The sequence below is a fragment of the Paraburkholderia sp. genome, from assembly GCF_035948235.1.
Classification (GTDB): Bacteria; Pseudomonadota; Gammaproteobacteria; order Burkholderiales; family Burkholderiaceae; genus Paraburkholderia.
Genome location: NZ_DASZJJ010000086.1, coordinates 1 through 15,868, shown reverse-complemented (window position 1 = coordinate 15,868; position 15,868 = coordinate 1). Strand labels below are relative to the sequence as shown.

At 62.2% G+C, this 15,868-nt stretch carries 16 protein-coding genes and 1 tRNA gene; 10 read left to right on the top strand and 7 right to left on the bottom strand.

Translation table 11 applies throughout. From position 1 onward, the window contains the following. Positions 1-464: GTP pyrophosphokinase (locus VG320_RS07180; protein ID WP_327199437.1), on the bottom strand; the 464-nt coding region annotated here is incomplete at its 3' end. Between the two features lie 285 nt (positions 465-749). On the opposite strand from VG320_RS07180, the gene VG320_RS07175 reads away from it, so the two are divergent. Further along, a complete protein-coding gene (locus tag VG320_RS07175) occupies positions 750-1,037 on the top strand; it encodes a hypothetical protein (protein ID WP_327199436.1) in 288 nt (95 codons plus the stop codon). A 217-nt stretch (positions 1,038-1,254) separates the two neighbouring features. Here VG320_RS07175 and VG320_RS07170 read toward each other — a convergent pair whose 3' ends face one another. Next, positions 1,255-2,709, bottom strand: a complete 1,455-nt coding sequence (locus tag VG320_RS07170) for a hypothetical protein (protein WP_327199435.1) — start codon at positions 2,707-2,709, stop codon at positions 1,255-1,257. A gap of 600 nt (positions 2,710-3,309) precedes the next feature. Here VG320_RS07170 and VG320_RS07165 point away from each other — a divergent pair. Both VG320_RS07165 and trmB read left to right on the top strand, forming a co-directional pair. Then, positions 3,310-3,519, top strand: coding sequence for a hypothetical protein (locus tag VG320_RS07165; RefSeq protein ID WP_327199434.1), 210 nt, complete (start codon positions 3,310-3,312; stop codon positions 3,517-3,519). A gap of 269 nt (positions 3,520-3,788) precedes the next feature. Further along, complete coding sequence (gene trmB / locus VG320_RS07160; RefSeq protein ID WP_327199433.1) at positions 3,789-4,598, top strand: tRNA (guanosine(46)-N7)-methyltransferase TrmB; 810 nt, start codon at positions 3,789-3,791, stop codon at positions 4,596-4,598. Positions 4,599-4,686: 88 nt separating this feature from the next. On the opposite strand, the gene VG320_RS07155 is transcribed toward trmB, so the two are convergent. From VG320_RS07155 to VG320_RS07145, 3 genes are all read right to left on the bottom strand, one after another. Beyond that, the gene (locus VG320_RS07155) at positions 4,687-5,565 is read right to left on the bottom strand and encodes an undecaprenyl-diphosphate phosphatase (RefSeq protein WP_327199432.1); all 879 of its coding nucleotides are present in this window, start codon (positions 5,563-5,565) and stop codon (positions 4,687-4,689) included. A gap of 52 nt (positions 5,566-5,617) precedes the next feature. Then, complete coding sequence (locus VG320_RS07150) at positions 5,618-6,133, bottom strand: DUF1439 domain-containing protein (RefSeq protein WP_327199438.1); 516 nt, start codon at positions 6,131-6,133, stop codon at positions 5,618-5,620. Positions 6,134-6,280: 147 nt separating this feature from the next. After that, entirely contained in the window at positions 6,281-6,604 is a 324-nt protein-coding gene (locus VG320_RS07145; protein WP_327199431.1) for a YkgJ family cysteine cluster protein, read from the bottom strand. Between the two features lie 245 nt (positions 6,605-6,849). Here VG320_RS07145 and hemN point away from each other — a divergent pair, with 245 nt between their 5' ends. Then, complete coding sequence (hemN, locus tag VG320_RS07140; RefSeq protein WP_327199430.1) at positions 6,850-8,235, top strand: oxygen-independent coproporphyrinogen III oxidase; 1,386 nt, start codon at positions 6,850-6,852, stop codon at positions 8,233-8,235. 82 nt (positions 8,236-8,317) lie between these two features. Beyond that, positions 8,318-8,402, top strand: a tRNA-Leu gene (locus VG320_RS07135). 69 nt (positions 8,403-8,471) lie between these two features. Here VG320_RS07135 and poxB read toward each other — a convergent pair. Beyond that, positions 8,472-10,190 carry a ubiquinone-dependent pyruvate dehydrogenase gene (poxB, locus tag VG320_RS07130; protein WP_327199429.1) on the bottom strand — a complete coding sequence of 573 codons (1,719 nt, stop codon included), beginning with the start codon at positions 10,188-10,190 and terminating at the stop codon, positions 8,472-8,474. Between the two features lie 293 nt (positions 10,191-10,483). Here poxB and VG320_RS07125 point away from each other — a divergent pair, with 293 nt between their 5' ends. Further along, positions 10,484-11,191 carry a 16S rRNA pseudouridine(516) synthase gene (locus VG320_RS07125; RefSeq protein WP_327199428.1) on the top strand — a complete coding sequence of 236 codons (708 nt, stop codon included), beginning with the start codon at positions 10,484-10,486 and terminating at the stop codon, positions 11,189-11,191. 154 nt (positions 11,192-11,345) lie between these two features. Next, positions 11,346-11,534 (top strand): hypothetical protein, encoded by a 189-nt coding sequence (locus VG320_RS07120; protein WP_327199427.1) that lies wholly within the window; start codon positions 11,346-11,348, stop codon positions 11,532-11,534. 45 nt (positions 11,535-11,579) lie between these two features. Here the strand turns inward: VG320_RS07120 and VG320_RS07115 are convergent, their stop codons facing one another. Then, positions 11,580-12,692, bottom strand: a complete 1,113-nt coding sequence (locus tag VG320_RS07115) for an NAD-dependent epimerase/dehydratase family protein (protein ID WP_327199426.1) — start codon at positions 12,690-12,692, stop codon at positions 11,580-11,582. Positions 12,693-12,788: 96 nt separating this feature from the next. Here VG320_RS07115 and VG320_RS07110 point away from each other — a divergent pair, with 96 nt between their 5' ends. From VG320_RS07110 to VG320_RS07100, 3 genes are all read left to right on the top strand, one after another. Continuing rightward, on the top strand, positions 12,789-13,820 hold the full coding sequence (locus VG320_RS07110) for a CDP-6-deoxy-delta-3,4-glucoseen reductase (RefSeq protein WP_327199425.1): 1,032 nt from the start codon (positions 12,789-12,791) through the stop codon (positions 13,818-13,820). Positions 13,821-14,158: 338 nt separating this feature from the next. Further along, positions 14,159-15,343: an acetylornithine transaminase gene (locus VG320_RS07105; RefSeq protein ID WP_327199424.1), complete on the top strand. Its 1,185-nt coding sequence runs from the start codon at positions 14,159-14,161 to the stop codon at positions 15,341-15,343. 16 nt (positions 15,344-15,359) lie between these two features. Next, a complete protein-coding gene (locus VG320_RS07100; protein WP_327199423.1) occupies positions 15,360-15,830 on the top strand; it encodes a GNAT family acetyltransferase in 471 nt (156 codons plus the stop codon). The last annotated feature ends 38 nt before the right edge of the window (positions 15,831-15,868 follow it).

Genomic DNA, 15,868 nt, shown 5'->3' with positions numbered 1-15,868 from the left:
GCCCACGCGTGCTGCAATAGCGTACGTACCTGAAATTCGAACTTTAGTTCTGCTAGCCCAGAAAATTCAGGAAGTGCAAGCCTCGCGGGCCCTAAATCACAGACATAGTGAACAGACCGATATCCAGTTTGATTGACGGATAAAGCTTCGTCCTTATTCAGCGAATTTTTCAAATCTACATTGAATGCCTCCTTTATTAACTCAGAAACTTGCTCAACCTGAGATTCAAAGTAAACTATAATCCGAACACCAGTCAAATCGGTAAGTTGTCGGGGTGGATTTTTATAGCCCTTTCGCGCTATCTTTTCTATTGCCTTGCTCTTTTTCTTAGTACGCCCTGTTACCGCGAGATGGTCAATTCCTTTATTGGAGATTAGGCTCTGCATGAGAGCCGTAACCATCTCGGTCAATCGGCTATGACGCGGAAGAATGCCATCGAGCCAAACGTCGAATTTCGAATCCATTTTTATATAACTTTAGTTGTCGTTCTTTACGCAAATCGAGTTTGATTTTCATCAGTATGACAGATTTTCAATCTAGTACGACTCCTGCCAAACACTCACTAGCTCACGGGAGGCGCAGACTTGAATCAAATGCATCTAAAAGCGACTCAAGGTGTGCAACGTTTCAGACGCACTGGTGGAGTCCCCCTCCGCATGTTACAGCAGCGTACCTTGATGCAAACGGCGTAAGATCAAGTACATAATGTAAACCATGCTCTCGATCGTACGATACAAGAGGTTAAAAAAGTGGATGATTCCTTCCAGTTTGCTCGCGATCATGCGGAAGAAATTACGCAGATCATCGAAGCGCGCAAGTTTCGCGATCCGCATTTGATCGATTACGACGATCCGAAATACGACCTGACGCTTCTGATTACGCCCGCCAGTCGTGCGTCGTTGCTCGATATGGGCGCGATCATGACCGAGTTCGAGGATCGCTGGAACTTGAAGGTGATGCTTGTGACCCCGCAAGCTCTGTCACCGGCAGACCGGGAGCTTGTAAGGCCGTTGCAGGCGGCACAGCCGCCCGACTGATACAATTTGGCTCTAACCCTCTCTCAGCGTGACATGGTGGCCGAGCTGAACGCTCTCGGCATCAAAACGCCGAACGGCGGCACGTAGCATCGTGGACAACTATGCCGGTTGCTAGAACGAATCGACTCGGCATGAACGAATGGTAGGTGCCTTGCGCGCCTATCGAGAGATGATGAATGATGCGGCGAACTGATATATCGAGTTCGTCTTTGCTCGCTTACCCGACAATCACGGCCCTGATACGATTCCCTAACAATTGATCCTCCGGGCGTGCTGTCTCGTCTGCGATCTTCTCGTCAAGCAATTGAAGCAGGTCTTCATCGGTGAGAGGAATGATTAGCCCCCGATTATCAGTGTAGGTGTCTCTGCAACGGTGGATCAGTCGATCCATATCTTCGACTGATCGACATAACAGCATTCCGACTTGCCCTCTGTTCGGTGAGAATCTCCCGCTCAATTGATCAACCTCTGGATTCCCGACTTCCCGGCCATAGTTTTTGCATTCCACAGCGATATACTGGCAAGGAAGGCGATGAACTTGTTGCAACCTGTGAAAAATGCCGTTATCGGCCGCATTGTCAAAAAGAATATCTATTCTCTTCCGTCCATCGTGAATTTCCATTTCGATGGATGGGCTGATAAGTTTGGGGTAGAAAATTGCTTCAAGTATTCCGGTAACGAGACGGTGATAGGCGGTCGCCCCATCGTTACCGACGGGAATGGCGGGCAACTGCTGTCGCAGAAACGCGAGCGCTGTCGGCAAGTCCAATCCAGGTTGGATCTCGTCGTCGCTAAGAGATTTATCAGTTCTTGCCGCCCATTCGCGGAATCCCGTAAATACACCTCTGTGACGCACGGTAAACCCCGTCACAAAATCCTTCTCCGCAGGCGCAACGGCTTCCTTTAGCTCCTTTTTTGAAACCCAAACCTTTTCCCCTCCATTACGGAGTTGCCGCCTATGGACGAATGGTCCATTTGTTTGAAATTGCTCTTGTTTGAGAAAGTTAAGCACAAAGTGCTGATGGTATTTGCTCAACCCGAACGTTTTTGCGTAACTGACCACGCCTTTAGGAACTAATAAAATCGGAGCGTTATCAATTACAAGCATGTCGTCGTGCCACTCCTCCCATCGAGAATTTTCGCGCACCCAACAGGGACCAGTTGCCGTGTTGGGTCTAAGCTCAATTCCATGAAGGAAGCATTGCTGCTGCGTATATCGAACAAGATTTCTCCGAATGATGTTCGTCGTCATATCCGAAACCTTGTCTTTATCGATGCCATGAATGAATATCCGGCAATCTTCTAAATGTTCGACTACGCCCGTCTGGACAGCACGACTCTGGACGATACTGTCGAAGATTTGCTGCGCCTGATGACTCCCCACTCCACGACCATTTGGATTGCCGCTCGAAATCCCGAGACAAGTTTCGTTGGGTTCGTGCAAATGCTCGAATAGCGCTCTAGCTTGATCCATTTCCCCTGCGCGCACCAAGTCGAGGAAGAACCGAAAAAAAGACTCAACGGTCCTATGTGCCTCGACGGAAAACGCATCCGATCTATAGCCGAATGCGTGCGGGGACAAATAGAGCGGAGTGTCCCGGTCAGGATCGATGTCTACGAAGTCTAGTTCTACCTGACTTTTCCTCAACTGAAACCGCTCGCTTATCTTCATGTTTTTTATCGGATTCAAGAAAGAACGACACTGGATAGTTGCGCTCGCCGTCATGATGTAACACGGAGTTGACTGCGTGCGGTTTGGGATATTGCGCGTAGAGCCCCTGCTCTGGGACTACTTTACCGCGCCTGTCGCGCCATGCGCAAAGTTGTCAGAGGGGGTTGGCGCGATATAATCCGCTTCCACAGAAGTCTGTTACGAGAGCGGGATTCGCCCGCTCATTGTTGTATTTTAATCAAGCACTTGCGGGTGATTCGTTGTGAGCGTTCGATTCCCATCGCCCGCTCCAGCATTTCTCGCCGCTGCCCGTCCCAGGATGACGGGCCGGTATCAAGCGCCAGGCAAGTTACGCCGCCGGCACATTGGCTTCCCCTCTTTCGTGAGATTTGCGGTTTTGCCGCCAGTGTCTTCGTGCGCCCGGCTTTCGGCTTGCTTGCGCGCTTCGCTGCGCGCTAACCGGTCGTTGCGCTAGCATCCTGTTTGCGCGCGGTTTGATCCGCGTGATCTTCGCGATCCGCACCGCCCGATCCTCCGCCAACCACCCGCGTTTTTCCCCTGCGCGCCCACACGCAGGCGTCATCGATGGAACGATTCTTCATGTCCCGCCGCAGTGCGATTGCGCTCATCGTCAGAGTGCGCTCGACACTGCTTGCCCACAACGACGACCGGTCGGCCGCCGAAGCCCAGCGCCAGCAGTCGCGCGTGGCCGATCTCACGCGCCTGCTGTTCGACGTGCGAGCCGGGCGCATCAGCGTGTTCGAGCTCAGAGATCCTGCGCCGATGCACGTGACCATTTCGTCGGACTGACTGAATGACTGACTGAAGCCCGCACACCTCGGGCGCGCCAGGCGCCTCGGGCCGCGCTGCTATAATGCGCGGTTCGCGGTCGTGTTCCGCTGCGCTATTTGACGGCGCGCACCGATCTGCCCGAATATCCGCGGCTCCTTGTCCGCCAGCAGCAAATCATGGCTGCCTACGGTTGCCATTTCCGCCAGCCGCCTGCGAACTCGCACGGCCCGGTTCGCACCGCCAGGCCCGCTGCCTACATTTGCCACCCTCGCTTGCCATCCTCGACGATGAATCACGATCCGAACGACGCAGCCCGTCCTGGCTGCACGCCGCCCGACCATCCGGACGACACGCCCGACGCCCTGGCATCCCCTGCCGCAGCCGACGCTGAAAACGACGCCGACGAAGGTAGCGAAGCAGGCCTGCGTCATCGCCGCATCCGCAGCTTCGTGACGCGCGCCGGCCGCGTGTCGACGGGCCAGCGCCGCGCGCTTGACGATCTGGGTCCGCGCTTCGTCGTGCCCTACGCACCCGAAGCCGCCGACTGGAGCGCTGTATTCGGCCGCACCGCGCCGCGCATCCTGGAAATCGGTTTCGGCATGGGCGCGAGCACGGCGGAAATCGCCGCGCTGCGTCCGGACGACGATTTTCTCGGCGTGGAAGTGCACGAACCGGGCGTGGGCGCGCTGCTCAAGCTGATCGGCGAGCAGGAACTGACGAACATCCGCATCATCCAGCACGACGCGGTGGAAGTGCTCGAACAGATGATCGCGCCCGACAGCCTCGACGGCGTGCACATCTTCTTCCCCGATCCGTGGCACAAGGCGCGTCATCACAAGCGCCGCCTGATCCAGCCGAAGTTCGTCCAGTTGCTGATTTCGCGCATGAAGCCGGGCGCGTATCTGCACTGCGCGACCGACTGGCAGAACTACGCGGAGCAGATGCTTGAAGTGCTGGGCGCCGAAGCCGCGCTCGAGAATACGGCCGCTGATTACGCGCCGCGCCCCGACTATCGTCCGGTGACGAAGTTCGAGCGCCGCGGGCTGCGCCTCGGTCATGGCGTGTGGGATCTGGTGTTCAAGCGCCGCGCGGTGTAACGATCGCGCCAAACGACGCGAACAAAACAAAACGGGCGCCCTTGCAGCGCCCGTTTTGCATTTCTGGATCAAGCCACCAAGGCCGGCTTCAATCGCCCCAGTCCAGTCCGCCGCTATAGCCAACCAGCAGGATCACCAGACCGAACACGATGCGATACCACGCGAAGGCCGTGAAATCGTGCGAAGCGACATAGCGCAGAAGCCAGCGCACGCACGCGAAAGCGCTCACGAACGCCGCAATGAAACCGACACCAAACAGGCCGAGCCAGTCCGCCGACAACGTCTGCCAGGTCTTGTGCAATTCATAGAGCGTCGCGCCGAAGATCACCGGAATCGCGAGGAAGAACGAGAACTCCGTGGCGACACGCCGCTCGATGCCGAACAGCATCCCGCCGATGATCGTCGAGCCCGAGCGCGACATGCCGGGAATCAGCGCGCAGCACTGCGCACAGCCGACCTTGAAGGCGTCGAGCAAGGTGATCTCGTCGAGCGAATTGATGCGTGCGGGCCGTGCGGCCGTGACTGCTACGGTGCCCGCTGCGCTTCCAGCCACACCGCCCGCAGCGCGCATGCGCCCTTCCACCCACAGAATGATCAAGCCGCCGAGCACAAGCGCGCAGGCCACCGGCACCGGCGAAAACAGCACCGACTTGATCGCCTTCTCGAACATCAGGCCAAGTACGACCGCGGGAATCGTCGCCACGATCACATTGAGCGCGAAGCGCCGCGCATCGGGCCGCGAAGGCAGACCCGCCACCACCCCGCCGATCTTGCGCCGAAATTCCCAGCACACCGCGAGAATCGCGCCGAACTGGATCACCACGTCGAAGGTTTTTTCGTATTCCCCGTCGAAGCCAAGCACGCTGCCCGCTACGATCAAATGTCCCGTGCTGGAAACCGGCAGAAATTCCGTCAGCCCTTCGACGATGCCCAGAATCAGGGCTTTGCACGTCACGATCCAGTCCATCCCTGCACCTCGCGATAGTGGCGCTGCGCGTGCCGTGCCTGATCGTATGTCGTTATTTCTCGACGATCTGCACGCGTATGCCGTTTGTAAGGATTGTGATTGTACCGGGTTCGTAATTCACCCCGGCAAACTGAAGTTGATCGGGCTTGAAGGTGTAGACGGGATAGTTGGTGAGCAACTGCGTCGCCGCCAGCGCCGCAACCGCGTTGACCTGCTGCCCGTAGGCGGCGGCATTGCCCGTCATATCGACGCTATCGACCGACGGCGAGCGCAGCACGACCGAGCGGCTCGCCGCGTCGTAGGCCAGTTCGCTCGACAGGGTGAACGCGCCGCTCACGGGCTGCTGCATGAGCGGGCTTTCGAGGTGAGCGTCGACATGCACGGCCACGCGGTTGCGATCGGGCAGCAAGGTGACGACGGGATTCGTCAGCGCGACCTCGAACAACTGCTGCACCGAGCGGTGATACGGAAACTTGCGCTGCACCGCGTCCTGCACCTGCCGCTGCGAGAACGTGTAGTGATCGGGGATGAACGGAAAGATACCCGTCGCACAGGCGCCGAGCGACATGGCCGCGCCGGCGGCGGCGCACGCCGACAGCAGGAAGGCCCGCCGCGTGGCGCGAGGCGCATCCGGGGAGCGCGAGATTTGAGGGGCGCGCGGCGCGCGTCGGATCATGCGAAATCTCCTTGAAGAACGACGAGGTTCAACGGGTGTTCAATGTGCGCCCAGAGTACCGGACGACGGCTGCGTCGCGGCTTCGAGGTGATCGAGCCAGAACAACGCCGCTTCGCGCGACGCGCCGCACATCTCGGCCTGCGGCTGCAGGCCCGAGCAGCAGGCGGGCCGCAACGGCGAACCAAAGATCTTGCACTGCAGGTCATCGCCTAGCTGTGCGCAGCGCACGCCGGCGGCCTTGCCGTCGGGCATGCCGGGAATCGGCGAGCTGATGGAGGGCGCGATGCAACACGCGCCGCAACCGGGACGGCAGGCGTGCGCAGAGGCGCTGGAACTTGCGCTGGAAATTGAGGCAGCACTCACATCGGCTTCCTGAAACAAAACAGTTACTGATTCAAAACGGGCGGCGCGGCAAACGTGACGCGGCACTGCATTGTGCCACCTCGCGCCCGCCACGCCGGACTGCGACCTTTTTACACAAACGGTGCGGCCCATCGCCCTCTTACACTGGATTAATCCGGCGCTGTCGGAGCCGCCTGCCGCGCGAACCCTGCTCAAACCGTGCGATGCGCGCGACGCCACCCGCGCCCCATCCCAGAGAGCCCCGCATGAGCGACGCCGACCTCCTCTTCCGCCCCGACCTGCTCGCCAAATACGGCGCGAACGGCCCACGGTATACGTCCTATCCGACCGCCCTGCAGTTCCGCGACGATTTCGACATCGACCACTACCGGCGCGCCGCAGCCGATCCCGGCGCCGCCGAAACCGATCTCTCGCTCTACTTCCACATTCCGTTCTGCGACACCGTCTGCTTCTATTGCGGCTGCAACAAGATCGCGACAAAAAACCGCGGCCGCGCCAGGCCGTACGTTCAGCAGCTCGTGCGCGAAATGGCGCTACAGGCCGCGCTGTTCGACACGCAGCGCCCGGTCTCGCAGTTGCACTGGGGCGGCGGCACGCCCACGTTTCTCTCGCTCGAGGAAATGAGCACGCTGATGGCGGCCACACGCGAACACTTCGCGCTACGGCCCGAAAGCGAAGCCGAATACTCCATCGAGATCGACCCGCGCGAGGCTTCGGCGGAAACAATCGCGCATCTGCGCAGCCTCGGCTTTAACCGGCTGAGCCTGGGCGTACAGGATTTCGATCCGGTGGTGCAACACGCGGTCAACCGTGTGCAACCGCTCGAACTGACCATCGACGTGATGAATGCAGCCCGCGCGAACGGCTTCGAGTCGATCAGCGTCGATCTGATTTACGGGCTGCCGCATCAGAACGTCAAAAGTTTCCGTCGTACGCTGGAGACGATGCTGCTGCTCGCGCCCGAGCGCATTTCGGTGTTCGGCTACGCGCACATGCCGCAGCTCTTCAAGATGCAGCGGCAGATCGACGCCGGCGCGCTGCCGACACCCGCCACCCGGCTTGCGCTGCTGCAGCTCGTGGTCGAGCAACTGACCGACGCGGGTTATGTGTACATCGGCATGGATCATTTCGCGCTGCCCACCGACGAACTCGCGCGCGCCCAGCAGCAGCGCACGCTGCATCGCAATTTCCAGGGCTACAGCACGCGGGCCGATTGCGATTTGATCGGCTTTGGCGCGTCGTCGATCGGCAAGGTGGGCGATGTGTATGCGCAGAACGCGAAGGATCTGCCGGGCTATGGCGCGGCGATCGACGACGGGCGGCTCGCGCTCGCGCGTGGCGTGCGCCTCAGCGCCGACGACCGCCTGCGCCGCGACATCATCACCGAGCTGATGTGCAATCTCGAATTGCGCTTCGACGAGTTCGAGGCGGCTTATGGCATACGCTTTCTGACGACGTTTGCGCCGGAGCTGGAGCGCCTGCGCGCCTTCGAGGCCGACGGGCTGGTCGCGCGCAGCACTAACCGGCTCGAGGTGCTGCCCGCCGGGCGCATGTTCGTGCGCAACATCGCCATGGTGTTCGATCGTTACCTGAGCACGCAGCAGGCACAGCGCTTTTCCCGCACGATCTGAGTGCGGCTTGCCGAGGCTGCGGTTTTACGTCATAATTTATGGCTACTTCGAGCGCCCGCTACTATAGCGGGTTGCACGATCTGCCTCGGTGGTGAAATTGGTAGACGCGCCGGACTCAAAATCCGGTTCCGAAAGGAGTGCCGGTTCGATTCCGGCCCGAGGCACCAGAATCCACGACAAAGCCCCGCTCTCGCGGGGCTTTGTCGTTTCAGGGCACGGCGGACGCCAACAGCACCTCAGCGCAAATTCGTCTGCGCCAGCTCCACCACCTCATCGCCGCGTCCGCTCAGCACCGCGCGCAGCATATACAGGCTGAAGCCCTTCGCCTGCGCCCATTGCAGTTTCGGCGGCATCGCCAGTTCGTGCTTGGCCGTCACCACGTCCACGAGCGCCGGGCCCGGATGCGCAAACGCCTCGCGCAACGCATCGTCAAGCGCCTCCGACGTCTCCACCCGCACACTGAACAGCCCCGCACCGCGCGCGATATCCGCGAAATTGGTCGCCGCCAGGTCAGTGCCCGTCTCCACGTAACCGCCCGCCTTCATCTCCATCGCCACGAAGCCGAGCGAGCCATTATTCAGGACAACGATCTTGATCGGCAGATCGAGCTGGCGCGCCGTGAGAATATCGCCGAGCAGCATCGACAGTCCGCCGTCGCCCGATAGCGAAATCACCTGTCGCCCCACATGCGCGGCCTGCGCGCCGAGCGCCTGCGGCATCGCGTTCGCCATCGAGCCGTGATTGAACGAGCCATGCAGCCGTCGGCGGCCGTTCATCGTCAGATAGCGCGCCGCCCACAGCGTAGGCGTGCCGACATCGACGGCGAAGATCGCATCGTCGGCAGCGAGCGCGTCCAGGCGCGCCGTCACGTATTGCGGATGCAGCGGTTTGCCCGCGGGCGCCGGGCGCGCGAGGTCGTCCAGCCCCTTGCGCGCATCGGCGTAATGGCCGCGCGCACGGTTGATGAAGTGACGGTCGGTCTTGCGCGTGAGTTTAGGCGTGAGCGCGCGCAGCGTTTCGCGCACGTCGCCAATCAGGCCGAGCGTGAGCGGCGCGCGTTTGCCGAGCGCCGCCGCGTCGCGGTCGATCTGCACGATGTTCGCGTGTTCGGGATAAAAATTGCGATACGGGAAGTCGGTGCCGAGCATCACGAGCGTGTCGCACGACATCATCGCGTGATAGCCCGAGCTAAAGCCGATCAGCCCCGTCATGCCCACGTCGTACGGGTTATCCCATTCGACGTATTGCTTGCCGCGCAACGCATGCACGGTCGGCGCGCCGAGCGCGTCGGCGAAGGCCACCACTTCGTCGTGCGCGCCCTTGCAGCCGCTGCCGCACAGCAGCGTCACCGCCTCCGAGCGATTGAGCAGGTCCGCCAGCCGGTCGAGATCCGCCGCCGCGGGCAAGGTCGCGGGCCGCGAAGTCTGCGCCCACGCCGGTTCTTCATCAGGCGCGTCGAGCAGCGCGACGTCACCAGGGAGCACGATCACGGCCACGCCCTTCTGGTCGATTGCCGTGCGCAGCGCCGTGGCCAGCACGCGCGGAAACTGCGAGGGATTGGTGACAAGTTCGACGTAGTGAGCGCATTCGCGAAACAGTTCGGTCGGATGCGTTTCCTGAAAATAGCCGAGGCCGATTTCCGTCGACGGAATGTGCGCGGCAATCGCCAGCACCGGCGAACGATTGCGATGGCAATCGTAGAGGCCGTTGATGAGGTGCAGATTGCCCGGGCCGCAACTGCCCGCGCAAACGGCAAGACGCCCGGTCGCGGCGGCTTCGGCGCCGGCTGCGAAGGCGGCGACTTCCTCGTGGCGCGTATGCATCCAGCGGATCGTGCCGAGTTTGCGCAGGCTCGCCGACAAACCGTTCAGGCTGTCGCCCGTCACGCCCCAGATCCGTTCGACGCCCACCGTTTCGAGTGTCTTCGCCAGAAAATCCGCAATCGTCTTCGCCATGCTGCCCTCCACGTGAGATGACAGGCGCAGCGCGCGCCGTATGGCGGCGGCGCGGCGCTGCGCCAAAGAAAAAGGGGGATGCGAGCGGCCCTCGCACTGCGATGCGCGTCCGTAGCCGGGCCACTGCACCGCGATACGTTACGCCATCCTCGCGAAATACGTCGCGAACGGCGTTCAACTGCAATCGATCGGGAGGTGAGCCGCAAGGCAATCGTCAGCGGATCAGGCGTCGCGAACCTGGTAGCCCCGGCGCTTCGTTAAAATGCTGCGGTTTCACGCTGCGGCGCTCCATCATGAATCTCGAAAGTATTCTTTTCTCGCAAGGCTTCGGCACGCGCCGCCAATGCCGTGGTCTGATCGCTGATGCGCGCGTGGCCGTAGCCGGCGAAATCTGCAGCGATCCGAACGCCGCCTTCGACACCGCCGGTCTCGTGTTCAGCGTCGACGGCGCGTCCTGGCCATTTCACGAGCGCGCCTATCTCGCGCTCAACAAGCCTGCGGGCTATGAGTGCTCGCGCGATCCGCAACATCATCTGAGCGTGTTCCATCTGCTGCCGCCGCAGTTCGCCGAGCGCAACGTGCAGTGCGTGGGCCGTCTCGATCAGGACACGACCGGTCTGCTGCTGCTCTCCGACGATGGCCAGTTCGTGCACGCTTTCACCTCGCCCAAACGCAAGGTGCCCAAAATCTATGTGGCGACGACGCGCCATCCGATCGACGAGACGCAGTTGCAGGCGCTGCGCGATGGCGTCCTGCTGCACGGCGAGCGCGCGCCGAGCGCGGCGCTCGCGGCCAGCGCACGCGGCGAGCACGAGCTGGAGCTGAGCGTGCTGGAAGGCAAGTATCACCAGGTCAAGCGCATGGTGGCCGCGGCAGGCAACCGCGTGGAGGCGCTGCATCGCGAGCGCATCGGCGGTTATACGCTGCCCGAGGACCTGGCCGAGGGTGCCTGGAAGTGGCTCGACACCGCCGCTCTGGAAGCGCTGCGCAACCCTGGGTAAACCACGGCGCATGTCGCGCGGCCTTGTGCGACGGGGCGGCTACGGTTTTCAGCCGGCGAATGCACCCCTTTTATGCCGCGCCGCAGCATGCCCTTCCTGACGACCCGCCCTATACTCCCTTAAACAACGATTACAAGTTTCAAGGAGGGGCATCATGAACATCAACGACACTTTCGGCATCCCATTCGTGTTGATGGCTTTCATGGGTCTAGGGGTGATTCTGATCGGCGGCCTGCTGGCGTCGATGCATTATCGGCATCAATACCATCCGAATCTGATTGGAGCGCTCATCGGGGCTCTGCTGTGCTTCCTCCTGATCGAGGCGCTGCCGGCCATCACGTGAACGGCACGCTTGCGCCGCGCCGCCCGCTTGTTCGCATTGGCGCGATTACGGGTGCGGCGGCAGCGTGCGCACGGTGTTCGTCCGGATCGTCCGCAAGAACGCATCCACGTCCGGATAGCGCAAGCGCACGCGCAATTCGCGCTTCAGGCGCCCGTTGTCCAGCCGCCGCGATTCCCGCATGAACGACAGCAGCACGGGGTCGAGTTCGCGCTCGGCCACGTCGCGGCTCACGCGCGGCGCGCGCGCCAGACCGAAGGCATCCGCCACGCGGTCGAAATACTCCCCCATTTTCAGTTCGCTATCGTCGCTCGCATGCACGATGCGCGCCGCCTTGCCGTGGGTCGCCATGCGCAGCAGGATCGCCGCGAGGTCGTCGGCGTGGATGTGGCTCGTGTAGACGTCGTCGCTGGCCGCCAGCGCCGGGGTGCGCTTTTCCAGCCGCGCGAGCGGCAGGCGGTTGCCCGCGTAGATGCCGGGAATGCGGGCGATGGTCGCCTTGAGCGCGCCGCGCGCCGTGGCGCGCCGCAGTTGGCGCTCCGCCGCCACGCGGCGTTTCGCGCGTGCGTTGGCGGCGCGCGGCAGGCGCGTTTCGTCGATCCGCGCGCCGCCGCAATCGCCGTAAACCCCGGTCGTGCTGGCGTAGACGAGCGTCGGACGGACCGCGGCGAAGGGTTGGGCACGCCGGGCTCGCCAGGTGCGCTCGGGTACAATAGCGGATGGTTTTGGCGCCGAAAAAGGTCGCGATGCCGGCTGGATTGCCTTGCTGGATGCGCGCCTGAACAGACGCCCCGCGAGGCCGCCCCGTTCCTTTTTCGGGACAGGCACACTCGGTACAGCCGTTTTCCGGCGCGTTTTGAGCGCGGCGATCAGGCGGCGCGTGCGCAGGTCGTCGTCGCCGTCTTTCTGCGGCGGCGCGAGATGCAGCACCGTTGCAGCGAGACCCGCCAGCCGTGTCATACGGGCGCGCTGGTCAAGGTCGCCCAGCACGGGTACGGCGCCCGCGGCACGCAGCAGATCGACGCGTTCAGAACGGCGCGTGAGCGCGAATACGCGCGGGCGCGAGGCGCGCGCCTGCAACTGGGTGACGCAGCGCAGGCCGACGTCGCCGCAACCGACGATAAGGATGCGCGCACGGCGCAAGGTTCGTGTGGCAATCATGGTGGACCCATTTTAGCCGCCGGCGACGTCCGGCGACGGCCCGAACCGGCTTGGCCCGGTTCACCCCTCGAATGACAGACTTACGCTTTCTCGAATATGGCTTTCAACGTAACGCTTAAGCAAAGCGGCCGGCAGTTCCAGGTCGAACCCGACGAAACCGTTCTCAACGCAGCCCTGCGTCAGGGCGTCGGCATTCCCTATGGCTGCAAGAACGGCGCCTGCGGCTCGTGCAAGGGCACAGTCTGCTCCGGTGAAGTCGAGCAGCGCGCCCATGCGGCCTCGGCGCTTTCAAACGACGAACGAACGCGCGGCATGGCGCTGCTGTGCTGCGCCACGGCCCAGACCGACCTCGAAATCGATATCCGCGAAGTTGCGGGCGTAGGCGACATGCAGGTGCGCAAGCTGCCCACCCGCATCGCCGCGATCGAGCGCCGCGCCGACGACGTTGTCGTCCTCAAGCTGCAACTGCCTGCCAACGAGCGTCTGCAATACCTCGCCGGCCAGTACCTCGAATTCATCCTGAAGGACGGCACGCGCCGCTGCTACTCGATGGCCAGCGCCCCGCACGAGGAAGGCCCGATCGAGTTGCACATCCGCCATATGCCCGGCGGCCGGTTCACCGACCACGTCTTCACGCAGATGAAGGAGCGCGACATCCTGCGCTTCGAGGCGCCGCTGGGCACCTTCTTCCTGCGCGAAGATTCGGACAAGCCTATCGTGCTGCTCGCCTCGGGCACCGGCTTCGCGCCGCTCAAGGCCATCGTCGAGCACGCGGTTCACAAGAATCTGAACCGCCCGATGACGCTCTACTGGGGCGCGCGCCAGAAGAAGGACCTGTACCTGATGGAACTCGCCGAACAATGGGCGAAGGAGATCCCGAACTTCCGCTTCGTGCCGGTGCTCTCCGAACCCGCCGCCGACGACGCCTGGAGCGGCCGCACGGGCTTCGTGCACCGCGCGGTGATCGAGGATCTGCCTGATCTGTCGGCCTATCAGGTCTACGCGTGCGGCGCGCCGGTGATGGTGGAGTCGGCCCAGCGCGACTTCACGCAGCACCACGGCCTGCCCGAAGACGAGTTCTACGCGGACTCGTTCACGAGCGCGGCGGACCTCGCGAACGCGGTTTAACCACGCGTTTGCAAGCCGACGAGCACTGACGGCAGGTCCATCAATGGGCCGCCGTCACGAAAATTTCTTCGCCGGTCTGCACATTGACGGTTTACATCGCCGATCCGCTTGTCGTATTCTTGCGCCCATGAACTGCATCCTGTCCGCTCTCCGACGTCGCCGCTCGCCCCACCTTTAGGGCCTGGCTACTCGCGGACGCGCGTTGAAAAGGGGTTTCCCCCCAACGCACAGGAAGTTCGAATCACGAAAGCCACGGCCAGCCCGTGGCTTTTTGTTTTTCTGCCGTAATCATTCACTTCGTTTTCAACCTTTTGCCATCCCAACGCGGAGCCGTTGCCATGAATTTTTCCGAATACCCGATCGAGTCGCTGATGTACATCACCAACCGGCCCGAAATCGTTTTCACGCATGGCAAGGGGTCGTGGCTCTACGACAACGAAGGCAAGCGCTACCTCGACTTCATCCAGGGCTGGGCCGTCAACAGCCTGGGCCACGGCAACGAAGGCATGATCGAGGCGCTCGAAAAGCAGGCGCGCCTGCTCATCAACCCGTCGCCGGCCTTCTACAACGAGCCGATGGCGAAGCTCGCCGGTCTGCTCACCGAACATAGCTGCTTCGACAAGGTGTTCTTCGCCAACAGCGGCGCGGAAGCCAACGAAGGCGCGATCAAGCTCGCCCGCAAGTGGGGCAAGAAGCATCGCGACGGCGCGTTCGAGATCATCACGTTCGACCACAGCTTCCATGGCCGCACCATCGCGACCATGTCGGCGAGCGGCAAGCCGGGCTGGGACACGATCTACGCACCGCAAGTGCCGGGTTTCCCGAAGGCCGATCTGAACGACATCGCGTCGGTGGAAAAGCTCATCACCGGCAAGACCGTCGCCGTGATGCTCGAGCCGATCCAGGGCGAAGGCGGCGTGATTCCCGCCACGCGCGAATTCATGCAACAACTGCGCGCCCTCACGCAAAAGCACGGCATCCTCTTGATCGTCGATGAAGTGCAGACCGGTTGCGGCCGCGCGGGCACCCTGTTCGCCTACGAACTGTCGGGCGTCGAGCCGGACATCATGACGCTCGGCAAGGGCATCGGCGGCGGCGTGCCGCTCGCGGCGCTGTGCGCGAAGAAGGAAGTCTGCGTGTTCGAAGCGGGCGATCAGGGCGGCACCTACAACGGCAACCCGCTGATGACGGCAGTCGGCTACTCGGTGATTTCGCAACTGGTCGCGCCGGGCTTCCTCGAAGGCGTGCGCGCACGCGGCGAATACCTGCGCGAAAAGCTGCTCGAACTGTCGGCCGAACGCGGCTTCCAGGGCGAGCGCGGCGAAGGTCTGCTGCGCGCGCTGATGCTCGGCAAGGACATCGGCCCGGAAATCGTCGAAAAGGCACGCGTCATGCAGCCGGACGGCCTGCTGCTCAACGCGGCGCGCCCGAACCTGCTGCGCTTCATGCCGGCGCTGAACGTCACCAACGAGGAAATCGACCAGATGATGGCGATGCTGCGCAACATCCTCGACTCGCTGTAAGCACCCGGAGCACGCGATGTCCGCAGCGTCCATCACGATCCGCGCATTCAATCAGGCCGATACCGAAGCCGTGCTCGCGCTCTGGCTTCAGGCCTTTCCCGAGTACAACGACACGACCCGGCCGCACCGCAATCCGCGCCTGTCGATCGCGAACAAGCTCGGCACGCAGCCGGAGCTGTTCTTTGTCGCCACGCGCGGCGAGACGGGTGCGATCGTCGGCACGGCGATGGCGGGTTACGACGGACATCGCGGCTGGCTCTACTCGCTGGCGGTGGCGCCCGAGGCGCGGCGTCTGGGCATTGGCACGCGGCTGGTGCGGCATGCCGAAAGCGCGCTCGCGGCGATGGGCTGTCTCAAGCTCAATCTGCAAGTGCTCGCCGACAAGCCCGAGGTGATCGAGTTCTACGACGCGCTGGGCTATCGCACGGATGCCGTCGTGAGCCTGGGCAAGCGGCTCAGTGTGCAGGAGCCCGAAGCAATCGCCTGAAGCACTTCAAGCGTTGTCGCCATGAAAAAAGCCGCATG